Source organism: Nocardia altamirensis NBRC 108246, assembly GCF_001612685.1.
GTDB lineage: Bacteria > Actinomycetota > Actinomycetes > Mycobacteriales > Mycobacteriaceae > Nocardia > Nocardia altamirensis.
The window spans coordinates 1-10,487 of record NZ_BDAY01000142.1; the positions used below are offsets into that span (position 1 = coordinate 1).

At 64.5% G+C, this 10,487-nt stretch carries 12 protein-coding genes and 1 pseudogene; 8 read left to right on the forward strand and 5 right to left on the reverse strand.

What is annotated here, in order from left to right; all coding sequences use genetic code 11:
- The 3 genes and pseudogenes from NA11_RS43200 to NA11_RS43210 all read left to right on the forward strand — a co-directional run.
- Positions 1–321 (forward strand): annotated as a pseudogene (locus NA11_RS43200) (lycopene cyclase family protein); the annotation flags it as partial.
- Positions 294–1,217, forward strand: a complete 924-nt coding sequence (gene ku, locus NA11_RS43205) for a non-homologous end joining protein Ku (RefSeq protein WP_069167924.1) — start codon at positions 294–296, stop codon at positions 1,215–1,217. The pseudogene NA11_RS43200 and the gene ku, both read left to right, overlap by 28 nt.
- A gap of 35 nt (positions 1,218–1,252) precedes the next feature.
- On the forward strand, positions 1,253–1,807 hold the full coding sequence (locus NA11_RS43210; RefSeq protein WP_069167925.1) for a GNAT family N-acetyltransferase: 555 nt from the start codon (positions 1,253–1,255) through the stop codon (positions 1,805–1,807).
- A gap of 68 nt (positions 1,808–1,875) precedes the next feature.
- Here the strand turns inward: NA11_RS43210 and NA11_RS43215 are convergent, their stop codons facing one another.
- Together NA11_RS43215 and NA11_RS43220 are read right to left on the reverse strand one after the other, a co-directional pair.
- Positions 1,876–2,493: a hypothetical protein gene (locus NA11_RS43215; protein WP_069167934.1), complete on the reverse strand. Its 618-nt coding sequence runs from the start codon at positions 2,491–2,493 to the stop codon at positions 1,876–1,878.
- 50 nt (positions 2,494–2,543) lie between these two features.
- Positions 2,544–3,008 (reverse strand): hypothetical protein, encoded by a 465-nt coding sequence (locus NA11_RS43220; protein WP_069167926.1) that lies wholly within the window; start codon positions 3,006–3,008, stop codon positions 2,544–2,546.
- Between the two features lie 183 nt (positions 3,009–3,191).
- On the opposite strand from NA11_RS43220, the gene NA11_RS43225 reads away from it, so the two are divergent.
- The gene (locus NA11_RS43225) at positions 3,192–4,250 is read left to right on the forward strand and encodes an isopenicillin N synthase family dioxygenase (protein ID WP_069167927.1); all 1,059 of its coding nucleotides are present in this window, start codon (positions 3,192–3,194) and stop codon (positions 4,248–4,250) included.
- Positions 4,251–4,252: 2 nt separating this feature from the next.
- Here the strand turns inward: NA11_RS43225 and NA11_RS43230 are convergent, their stop codons facing one another.
- Positions 4,253–5,119, reverse strand: coding sequence for a MetQ/NlpA family ABC transporter substrate-binding protein (locus NA11_RS43230; protein ID WP_069167928.1), 867 nt, complete (start codon positions 5,117–5,119; stop codon positions 4,253–4,255).
- A gap of 130 nt (positions 5,120–5,249) precedes the next feature.
- On the opposite strand from NA11_RS43230, the gene NA11_RS43235 reads away from it, so the two are divergent.
- The 3 genes from NA11_RS43235 to NA11_RS43245 are packed head-to-tail and all read left to right on the forward strand — an operon-like array spanning position 5,250 to position 7,830.
- A complete protein-coding gene (locus NA11_RS43235; RefSeq protein ID WP_069167929.1) occupies positions 5,250–6,122 on the forward strand; it encodes a MetQ/NlpA family ABC transporter substrate-binding protein in 873 nt (290 codons plus the stop codon).
- Positions 6,119–7,156, forward strand: coding sequence for a methionine ABC transporter ATP-binding protein (locus NA11_RS43240; RefSeq protein ID WP_069167930.1), 1,038 nt, complete (start codon positions 6,119–6,121; stop codon positions 7,154–7,156). The genes NA11_RS43235 and NA11_RS43240 overlap by 4 nt, the downstream gene beginning before the upstream one ends.
- 11 nt (positions 7,157–7,167) lie before the next feature.
- Positions 7,168–7,830, forward strand: a complete 663-nt coding sequence (locus NA11_RS43245) for a methionine ABC transporter permease (RefSeq protein ID WP_069167931.1) — start codon at positions 7,168–7,170, stop codon at positions 7,828–7,830.
- Positions 7,831–7,897: 67 nt separating this feature from the next.
- Here NA11_RS43245 and NA11_RS43250 read toward each other — a convergent pair whose 3' ends face one another.
- Positions 7,898–8,329, reverse strand: a complete 432-nt coding sequence (locus tag NA11_RS43250; protein ID WP_084655598.1) for a DUF4189 domain-containing protein — start codon at positions 8,327–8,329, stop codon at positions 7,898–7,900.
- Between the two features lie 244 nt (positions 8,330–8,573).
- Between NA11_RS43250 and NA11_RS43255 the strand changes: the two genes are divergently transcribed.
- Positions 8,574–8,720: a DUF1059 domain-containing protein gene (locus NA11_RS43255; protein WP_069167933.1), complete on the forward strand. Its 147-nt coding sequence runs from the start codon at positions 8,574–8,576 to the stop codon at positions 8,718–8,720.
- A gap of 33 nt (positions 8,721–8,753) precedes the next feature.
- Here NA11_RS43255 and NA11_RS43260 read toward each other — a convergent pair whose 3' ends face one another.
- Entirely contained in the window at positions 8,754–9,140 is a 387-nt protein-coding gene (locus tag NA11_RS43260; RefSeq protein ID WP_245746587.1) for a DUF4189 domain-containing protein, read from the reverse strand.
- Between the last annotated feature and the right edge of the window lie 1,347 nt (positions 9,141–10,487).

Below are 10,487 nucleotides of genomic sequence, written 5' to 3' on the forward strand. Positions count from 1 at the left end.
CCGGCCTGGCCCGCCTCGGCCCGCGCGGTGCATCGGCTTCGTGCGGCGGGCCTGCGCGCGCTGCTCGCCTTGCCGCCCGCCGACCTCCCGCTCTTCTTCGACGCCTTCTTCACCATGCCGACGGCCGCCCAACGCGCCTACCTGTCGGAACGCGCCGACCTCGGCGGCACCGTGACCGCCATGCGGACGCTGTTCACTGCACTACCGGGCCCGCTGCAGCGGCGCGTCGCGCTCGCGACACTCGGGATGCCGATTCGCTCGCGTATTCGAATGGGTTCCGCCATCATGGACTTATGCGATCGATCTGGAAGGGCTCGATAGCATTCGGGCTGGTAAACGTCCCGGTCAAGGTCTACACGGCCACCGAGGACCACGACATCCGATTCCATCAGGTGCACGCCAAGGATGGGGGTCGGATCAAATACGACCGTGTCTGCACGGTGTGCGGCAAGTCCGTGCAGTACGCCGACATCGACAAGGCGTACGAGTCGCCCGAGGGCGACAAGGTCATCCTGACCGACGAGGACTTCGCCAAACTGCCCGCCGCCGAGAAGCACGAGATCCCGGTGCTGCAATTCGTGCCATCGGAACAGATCGACCCGATCCTGTTCGACAAGAGCTACTACCTCGAGCCCGACTCCAGCACGCCGAAGGCGTATGTGCTGCTGGCGACGACGTTGGACCGCATCGACCGGACCGCGCTCGTGCACTTCACCCTCCGGCAGAAAACCAGGCTCGCCGCGCTGCGCGTGCGCGACGGCATGCTGGTGTTGCAGACGCTGCTGTGGCCCGACGAGGTGCGTGCGGTCGAGTTCGAATCCCTCGACGGGGTTGCCGAACCCAAGTCGCAGGAAATCAAGATGGCCGAGACGCTGGTCGAGACCATGTCCGATGACTTCGACCCGGACCAGTACACCGACGAGTACCAGATCGAGCTGAAGCGGCTGCTCGACGAGGCCATCGCCAGCGGCACCGGCAAGGTGGCCGAACAGCCGGAGGCCGCGCCCGCCGAGATGGACGCGGAGGTGGTCGACCTGGTCGCCGCCCTGCAGCGCAGCTTGGAGGCGAGCGGACGCCGCGCGGCGGGCAGCGCCGACGACAACGGCAAGGCCGCACCTGCGAAGAAGGCGACGGCGAAGAAGGCGGCCGCCAAGAAGACCGCCGAGAAACCGGCGAAGAAGGCCGCCAAGAAGACCGCGGCCCGTAAGGGCGCGTGACGGCCGAGCGGCATCCTACTGGCAAACTGTCACGCATGGAATCTGCCATAGTGATCGTCCCGATGGGCCTCGGCCACCTGCGTCAGGTCCTCGATCTCGGTCACGAAGTTTTCGACGTCAACACCAAGCCGTACACCTCGTGGTCACTGACGTCGGTGGCAGAACACCTGGACAGCCCGGACAACGCGTGCTGGGTCGCCCTCGATTCCGACCGGGTGGTCGGTTTTGTGCTCGGGTCCATGGAGTTCGAGAACCGCGACGACTGGGCCTATCTGGAATGGGTCGCCGTCGCGCCCGACATGCAGGGTCACGGCATCGCACGGCGACTGGTGGATGTGTGCTCCGAGGCGTTGTTCGCGCGGGGTGCCCGGCGCATCGTCACCGATGTCGAGGACCGCAACGCGGCCTCGACCGCGCTGATGACGCGCAGCGGATTCACCCCGGCCGCCACCGTCACCCTGTTCGTCCGGCCGAATCCCGATGACCCCGAACCTGATTCGCAGCTCACCGCGGCCGCGATCGCGCCTGGTACCAAGCGGGCGCTGATCCGACGTGGCCGCCTGGCGGGTGACAACCGCGCCACCCGCTAGACGCCCCTGCTCTCCCGCACACGATCCGGCATGCCATTTCGTAAGGTCAAAAATGGTGCGGCTGGGCGTTATTCGGCCGCCGCTGCGCGACCCTGCTCGAAGAACTCCAGCAGGCTCGACGTCGAATTCACGTCCTCGCGTGAGCGCAACGCACCGAACGAGGCGTTCCAGAAGGGGCCGGTGCGTGGCGTCCACGGGCCGACGTACGCGTACGGCCCAGGATGTCCGTCGTCGCCGGGCGACACACCGTAGTTCACTTCACCGACGGCGATCGACAGATCGAAATGCTCCGGCCACAGCACCGGCGTGATGTCCGGCGCCAAACAGCGCAATGTGTTGTCCCCCAGCTCGAACCACGCGCCGATCTCCGCCGCGATCGCGGGATCCACCTCGATCGTTTCGTCGAGCGCCACCCCGGTCGTGTCCTTGTACAACCCCTCCGGCGCCCCTGCCTCGAGCCCCGCGATCTTCGCGACATCCCGATAAGTGCCATGCAGCGCCGTCCGCCCCTCGGCCCACACCAGTTCCCCGCCGACCACCGATACGCCCGATTTCACACCCGCGAACCCGCCGTGCACCGCCCGCAGCCGAATAGTCCCGAACTGCCGGTACTGCGGCCCGGCAATCAACAATTCGGCCACCGCGTGCAGTGCCTGCCGGGTCCGCGTATACGTCTTCTCGTCCACACCGGAATCATCTCCGGTGTGGACGCCACTCACATCAGGTTTCAGCCGAACTAGTGTTCGCCCTCAGCAATCACGATCCCGAAGTGCGACACGATCGCATCGATGCTGCACTTCAAGCCCGACACATCCTGCTTCAAGCCCGAGAAGTCCTGTTTCAGGCCGGACACATCCTGCTTCACGCCTGACACGTCCTGCTTCAGGCCCGACACGTCCTGCTTCAAGCCCGAGATGTCACGCTTGACCGTCGCGAACTCCGCGTGGACCTCTTGCTTGAAGGCGCCCATGTCCAGCTTGATTTCGCGTACGTCTTCTTCGAGCTCACCGAACTTGGCCTCCGTCTCCTTGCTCAACCACCAGAGATCGCTTTTGACCGCGAGCATTGCCCGGTGCGTCTGCTGCACCATGTCTCTGGTCTCGAGGATGGCGTCTTCGTACACCAACCGATCCTCGTTCAGCCGCATGTACTTGGCCTCCAATCTGGTCACCCGAAGCTCGAGCGGCACCGTCACTGACATGTAGATCCCCCTGACTCTTGGATTGGAAGACCGAGTGTAGGACCGCATGCCGCCAAGAACATTCGGAAAATCGGCGGCAAATCCGCTGTGCGCCAACATGTCCGATTTGGGACGGTCCAAAATGATCGTTATCTAACCGTGATTCCAGTGACCGGCGTGTTCTCTGGTAATTTTCATGCCCAGATGCAAGCGATCGGAAGGGACGTTGCCGTGGAGTTTCGTGTTCCCTTCATCGACATCTCCGCCTACCGGGGAGGCACGGCCGACGAGCGCGCTGACGTGGCGCGGCAGGTGGACGAGGCCGCGCGGGCGGTCGGCTTCATGCAGATCCGGGGACATGGGATCGAGCAGCGGGTGCTGGATGACCTGGCGGCGGCACTCGACGGTTTCTTCGGGCTCGATCTCGAAGTCAAGGGGCAGTACCGGACATCGCCGGAGGTGAATCGTGGGTATTCGCCGCCGAAGAGCGAGAACCTCAGTTTGAGTTTGGGCGCGCAGGCAGCCACTCGAATGAACGACTATTTCGAGGCGTTCAATATCGGGATGCCAGCGTCCAGTTATCCAGGGGTGCAGCTGCTTACCGAGGATTATCCCGAAAATGTGTGGCCCACTGCGGCTCCCGAGTTTCGGGACCCGGTGTGGACGTACTTCACCGAGGCGGCGAAGGTGGTCCGGGTGCTCACGACGATCTTCGCGGATGCGCTCGGCTTGCCGGTGGGATTCTTCGACCGATTCACCGACCACTCGTTGGATGTGTTGCGCATGAACAACTATGCGCTGCCACCGGGAACGGTCGACCTCGACGGTGAACTGCGCGGCATGGGCGAGCACACCGACTTCGGCATCGTCACCGTGCTGTGGGCCGACCAGGTGCCAGGCTTGCAGGTGCTCGACAAACAGGGCCGGTGGCACGACGTGCAACCTGCCGACGACGCCCTGCTGATCAACTTCGGCGATCTGATGGCCCGCTGGACGAACGAGCGCTGGCTGTCCACGCTGCACCGCGTGGTGCCGCCGATCGTCGACGGCACCATCGAAAGACGGCGCAGCGCCGCCTTTTTCCACGACGGCAACACCGACGCCGTCATCGAGACACTGCCGACCTGCGTCGGCGAGGGCAGCAAGTATCCGCCGATCACGGTCGCCGAACACGTCCGCACCAAGCTGGCCGGTTCCCGTGCGCTGCAACCGAATGCGCATGCGACGCGGGAAGCCGCGCGGGCGTACTCCGCGCGGCAATAGCCCTACTTGCGGAACTTGGCCTCCAATTCCGTTGCCGTGGCCTGCAAGTCGGCCGGGTCGTTGGTCTTGAAGATCCCTTCGTAGCCGGTTTCGGCGCGCACCGCCGCCTCGACCTCCGGATCGTGGTAGAGCTGCGCCAGTTTCCGCAACGTCGGGTTGTCCTTGTCCGCGGCACGGGCAGCGAAAATGTTGATGTACTGCTTCAGTTCCGGCCGCTCGGGATCATCGGTGTAGATGGTCTCGTTCTTGCCGAGGCCGGCGGGCCTGGCGAAGGTGTCGTCGACGAACGCCGCGTCGACGCTGTCCAGCGATTGCGCGGTCAGCGTCGGGTCGATGGTGGTGAGTTTCACCTTGGAGGCGGCGGTGTCGACGTCCTGCAGGGTGGAATCCCAACTTGCGCCGCCCTTCAGCACGATCAGGCCGGCCGCGGCCAGGCTGAGCAGCGGACGCACCTGGTTGGCCGGGTTGTTGCTGAGCGTGATCTGACCGCCCTGCGGAATCTCGCTGACCGCCTTGTGTTTCCGCGAGTACAGCGTCAGCGGGAAGATCTCGGTCGCGCCGATCGGCACTAGGGTGTCGTTGTTGCGCGCGTTGTAGTTGGCCAGGTAGCGCACGTGCTGAAACTTGTTGAGATCCACCTGCTTTTGCGCCAGCGCGGGGTTGGGCTGGTTGTAGTCGGTGAAGTTGACGAACTCGACGGCGATGCCCTGCTCAGCCGCCTTTTTCTTGTAGACCGCCCAATGCGGCAGGCTGAGATCGTTCACACCTATGCGGATCGTGTTGCCGTCGTGTTGTGCACCACAGGAAGTCGAGGCGATGGCCAAGGCGAACAGGATCGGTATCAGCAAAAGCCGAGGGATGGAGCGCATTGCGAGCAACTTAGACGCTCGTACCAATTCTGGGAAGGGTTTTGCTCACCACAATTCAAACCGTTGTCCGGGCGGTTGCCGGATCGCTTGGATGACCGGGTTCTAGTTCGACAAGCATTCGGGAGCACGAGTGAAATTCCATCGGGTACTGGCGATCCCGGTCCTGGTAGCCACCGCGGCCCTCACCCTTACGGCGTGCGGTGACGACAAGGCATCCTCCGACACGGTAGTGCGGATCGGCACCACCGACAAGGACAAAGCCTGGGACATCTTCGAACAGCGGGCCAAGGACAAGGGCATCACGCTGAAGATCACCAACTTCTCCGATTACAAGCAACCGAATCTCGCGTTGTCGCAGAAGCAGATCGACGTCAACCTGTTCCAGCACCTGCAGTTCCTCGGCGCCTACAACGTGGCCAACAACGACACGCTGACGCCCATCGGCTCGACCTACATCGTGCCGCTCGGCCTGTACTCCAAGAAGCACAAGACGCTGGCCGACCTGCCGCAGGGCGCGGAGATCGCGATCCCGAACGACCCGACCAACCAGGCGCGCGCACTGTTCGTGCTGCAGGCGGCCGGGCTGCTGAAGCTGTCTTCGGACGTGAAGTCGCCCTCCCCCGCCGACATCGACAAGGGCGCGTCCAAGGTGCGGGTGACCACGGTCGACGCGGCGCAGACCGCGCTGTCGCTCGCCTCGGTCGACGGCTCGGTCATCAACAACACCTTCCTGGAGCGCTCCGGCATCGACCCCCAATCGGCGCTGTACAAGGATGATCCGAAGAACCCCGCCGCCGAGCCGTACATCAACACGCTGGTGACCAGGGCCGAGGACAAGAACAATCCCAAGCTCCTGCAGCTGGTCGAGCTGTGGCACGACCCCGAGGTGCAGAAGGCGCACAGCGAGGTCACCAAGGGCACGGCCGTCGAGGTCAAGCGCGGCGCACCGGAATTGGAGCAGATCCTGCAGCGGGTGCAGCAGACCATCCGCGACGGCAAGTGACGGACAAGCCGCCTGCGGTCGAGTTCCGTTCGGTCACCAAGGTTTTCGGTAAGGGCACGCAGCGTCAGGTCGCGCTGGACACCATCGATCTGCGGATCGAGCACGGCGAGATCTTCGGCGTGATCGGCTATTCCGGCGCGGGCAAGAGCACGCTGGTCCGGCTGATCAACGCGCTGGAGAAGCCGACGAGCGGCACCATCGAGATATCCGGCACACCGATCACCGGTGTGCGGGAGTCGCAGGTGCGGCGGCTGCGCCGGGATATCGGCATGGTGTTCCAGCAGTTCAACCTGTTCCGATCCCGCACGGCCGCAGGCAATATCGAGTATCCGCTCAAGGTGGCGGGCTGGAAGCGGGCCGAGCGCAAGGCGCGGGTCGCGGAGCTGCTCGAGTTCGTCGGCCTGTCCGACAAGGCGCGCAGCTACCCCGATCAGCTCTCCGGCGGGCAGAAGCAGCGGGTCGGGATCGCCCGTGCGCTGGCGACCTCGCCGTCGCTGCTGCTGGCCGACGAGTCGACCTCGGCGCTGGACCCGGAGACCACCGGCGAGGTGCTTCGGCTGCTGAAGAAGATCAACCGCGAGCTCGGCGTCACCATCGTGGTAATCACCCACGAGATGGATGTGATCCGGGCAGTGGCCGATCGGGTCGCGGTGCTCGCCGAGGGCAGGATCGTCGAACTCGCCGACACCTTCGCGGTTTTCGCGGCGCCACAGGCGGCACCGACACAGTCGTTCGTGGCGACCGTGCTGCACAACCGGCCGTCCGAGGACGAACTGCGCAGGCTCGGTGAGCTGCACGGCGGCAGGCTGGTCACCGTCGACGTCGACGATCAGCGCGGCATCGGGGCGGCGCTGGCGTCGGCAACCAACGCAGACGTCCGGTTCGAGGTGGTGTACGGCGGGGTCAGCACCTTGCAGGACAAGACCTTCGGCAGCATCACCCTCGCCTTGCACGGCCCTGCGGACGCGGTCGACAAGGTGATCAACGAACTGGAACGCCGCGACGCGGCGCTCACCTCGCCCCTGCTCGGCTGAAAGGAGTACCGATGCAAGCGAATTGGGACACCCTCCGGCCGCTGCTGTACGAGGCGATCGGCACCACCATCTACCTGGTGCTGCTCACGTTCGTGGTGGGCGGACTGATCGGGCTGTTCGTCGGCACCCTGCTCTACTGCACTCGCAAGGGCGGGCTGCTGGCGAACGCGCCGATCAACCTGTTGCTCAACGTGATCGTGAACGTGGTCAGGCCGATCCCGTTCATCATCCTGCTCGCGGCGCTCGGGCCGGTGACGCTGAAGGTGGTCGGCACCACCATCGGCACCGAGGCGGCTGCGTTCGTGATGATCGTCGCTGCGTCGTTCGGCATCGCCCGCATCGTGGAGCAGAACCTGGTGACGGTCGACCCCGGCGTGATCGAGGCGGCGCGCGCGGTCGGCGCTGGACCGTTGCGCATCATCCTGACGCTGCTGATCCCCGAGGCACTCGGTCCGCTGGTGCTCGGCTACACGTTCGTGGTGATCGCGATCGTCGACATGTCCGCGATGGCTGGCACCGTCGGCGGCGGCGGACTCGGCGATTTCGCACTGGTCCACGGCTACCAGCGGTTCAACTGGCAGGTCACCCTGGTCGCCACGCTCATCATCATCGCCGGCGTGCAGGGCATTCAGTTCTTCGGCAACTGGCTGGCCCGAAAGGTCCTGCGACGCTGAAGGTGTCAGGAAAGAACGAGGGGCGTACCTGCAATGCAGGTACGCCCCTCGTTTCGTTAGGCCGTGATTACGACGGAGAGCAAGCGGAGTTCATGATCCTTGCCTCCATGGGTGACGCGCTACCGGGGTTCGGGAACGGCGGCGCCAGCGGCCCGAGTCCGGCCAGCGCGGCTCGCTCCGCCGCGCGGAGGTCACGGCCGGTGCCGACGGCCCAGGTACCGTCCTCCGCCATCGCGACGGCACCGCAGCCGTCGGAGAAGCGCACCACGATCTCGCAATCGCGAGTGCCGCATTCGCTCAGCGCACGCTCATCCGAGCTGGCGTAGTCCGGGTAGTTCCACGCCGCCCCCGTGGCGCCGTCCTGCATGTCCATGGCGATGGAGCCGTAGTAGTGGCCGTCCGCATCCGGCTCGGCGTGTGCCGCGCCGGTCCCCGCTACGGCCAGCACGGCCGCGGCTGCCGTGACCATGCCCATGGCGGCCTTGCGAGATAGATACATCGAGTTCCTCCCCGATATAAAGAGACAATTCCCGTCGAATCATCCCGCACCATGCGCGCGTTGTCCAAACCGGAACCTTGGGGTCTTTACAACGAATGATCTTGGCGCGCAGAGGATTTCAAAACGAGACTCACACAGGACGACCCCGGTGGTCAGCCCTCGCGGCCCGACCACCGAAGCGATAGCCCACGAGCGTCGCCGCGAGGACCGGAGTTAGGCTGTCGAACGAGAGAAAGGTCAACTTATGAAGCGAAACCTGAACTGTCCCTGCGGCGAGACCATCGTCGGGACCGACGAGGACGACCTGGTCGCGAAGACCCAAGCCCACCTGGCCGAGAACCACCCCGGCCACGAGTACTCGCGCGACGAGATCCTCTTCATCGCCTACTGAGCTCGACCCGGCCCGCGGCCCGCCCGGCGCCGATCAGCTCGCGTTCTTGGTGCACAGCGAGAGCACGACCTGAGCGGCGCGGGGCGACGCGCTGCCGAGATCCGGGAACGGTGGCGCGCTCTCGCCCAGCTTCTCGACCGCCAACCGCTCGGCCTCGGCCCGCGTCGCCGCCGAGTCCGCGTTGAGCTGCCCGTCCGCGCCACGCGCCACCGCAGCACACCCGTTGGCGTACCGGAGAATGATCCGGCAGTCGTACACCGCGCAGTCCTTGATGGCCCGCGCATCAGCCACCACCCACGACGGCTGATCAGTAGACCCGACCACCTTCCCGGTGCCAGGCGACATCGCCACCGTCCCGTAGTAACTGGGCGCCGCCGCAGCAGACCCAGCACCCACCATGAGCGCGGCAGTAGACGTCAATGCTGCACCAAACGCAGCAGATCGCACGATCGACACGAATCTCTCCCCAGTCAAACAACCGAACGCGCCGATCATCTACGAGCCACCCCCGAATGTCCAGTATTCGCTTGCGCCGCTGACGCTTTCACACCCCACCTGGCCCGTGAGCCTCCAGAAATCGGCTCTACCGATGCGTCTCATCCACAGGGACAGGTTGTGCACAGGGGAAGTGTTTGCGCTGGTGGGCTAGGTGCTCGTGCGAGCACGCCGCCGATGCTAGAGCCATGAGAGCTCAGTTGGAGTTACTGCGGGACAGCCAGTTCGGCGTGTTTACTGCGGCCCAAGCGGAGCTCGAGTACACCCGGCAGGAGATACGTACCCGAATCCGACTCGGCAAATGGGTGCGCGTCTTTCGTGGCGTCTACCGCGAAGATGGCACGCCACCGACACCTGCGCTGTGTGTCGAAGCCGCACGACTATCGATGGGCCTGCCGACCATCGTCGCAGGGTATGACACGGCCGCCGAACTGCACGGATTCTCAGTAGCAGAAGGGGCGGCGACCCATGTTTTCGGGGTACAGCGGCGTCGGTCGGAACAGCTGGTTGTACACGAGGATCGGCTGGATTCGGCAACGGTTGAGTTAGTCGACGAGACACTCTGTACGAATGCGGTACGCACGGCCGTCGACGTGGCGCGCACAGCGAATCGAATGGACGCGCTAGCCACACTGGATGCCGCAGTTGGGCAAGGCCTTTCGGCGGAAGCACTCATAGCAGAAATCGAACGACATCATCGGCGACGCGGGTTCAGCCAGGCGACCGAAATGATTGGTTTAGCCGACAGCCGGGCAGAATCCCCGATGGAGTCATATACCAGGCTGCGGTGCATAGATGCCGGGCTACCGCATCCGGAACCACAACTGGAGGTTTCCACCCCCGATGGATACCGACGACTAGACCTCGGTTGGCGACAGTGGCGCATCGGCCTCGAATACGAAAGTGTTGCTTGGCATTCCGGTCTACACGCAGCGGCACGCGACAATGCACGCCACAACGCCCTGACCACCCAGGGCTGGACGATCTTCTACGCCACCGCCTCGGATGTCCTCAGCCACCCCCACCGATTCACCGAGCCCATCAGGTCCGCGATCGACCGCGCAGCATCCCGCGGCCCCTCAAAACACCCCGGTCCCCTCCTCCGCCCGCATTGAGCAGACGAGAAGGGCTACTGCCCCGAAATTGAGCGGAGAGAAATGGTTGTTGACCCGTTGAGCGGAGAGAAATGGTTGCTGATCCGAGTTGAGCGGAGAGAAATGGTTGCTGATCCGAGTTGAGCGGAGTCTTATGGTTGCAACACACCGCACGACA

Excerpts from the sequence above, each read along its gene's own strand:
- NA11_RS43250 (WP_084655598.1), bottom strand. The coding sequence starts at position 8,329 with ATGTATCTATCTCGCAAGGCCGCCATGGGCATGGTCACGGCAGCCGCG.
- NA11_RS43225 (WP_069167927.1), top strand. The coding sequence starts at position 3,192 with ATGCAAGCGATCGGAAGGGACGTTGCCGTGGAGTTTCGTGTTCCCTTC.
- ku (WP_069167924.1), top strand. The coding sequence starts at position 294 with ATGCGATCGATCTGGAAGGGCTCGATAGCATTCGGGCTGGTAAACGTC.
- NA11_RS43220 (WP_069167926.1), bottom strand. The coding sequence starts at position 3,008 with ATGTCAGTGACGGTGCCGCTCGAGCTTCGGGTGACCAGATTGGAGGCC.
- NA11_RS43255 (WP_069167933.1), top strand. The coding sequence starts at position 8,574 with ATGAAGCGAAACCTGAACTGTCCCTGCGGCGAGACCATCGTCGGGACC.
- NA11_RS43210 (WP_069167925.1), top strand. The coding sequence starts at position 1,253 with ATGGAATCTGCCATAGTGATCGTCCCGATGGGCCTCGGCCACCTGCGT.
- NA11_RS43245 (WP_069167931.1), top strand. The coding sequence starts at position 7,168 with ATGCAAGCGAATTGGGACACCCTCCGGCCGCTGCTGTACGAGGCGATC.
- NA11_RS43230 (WP_069167928.1), bottom strand. The coding sequence starts at position 5,119 with ATGCGCTCCATCCCTCGGCTTTTGCTGATACCGATCCTGTTCGCCTTG.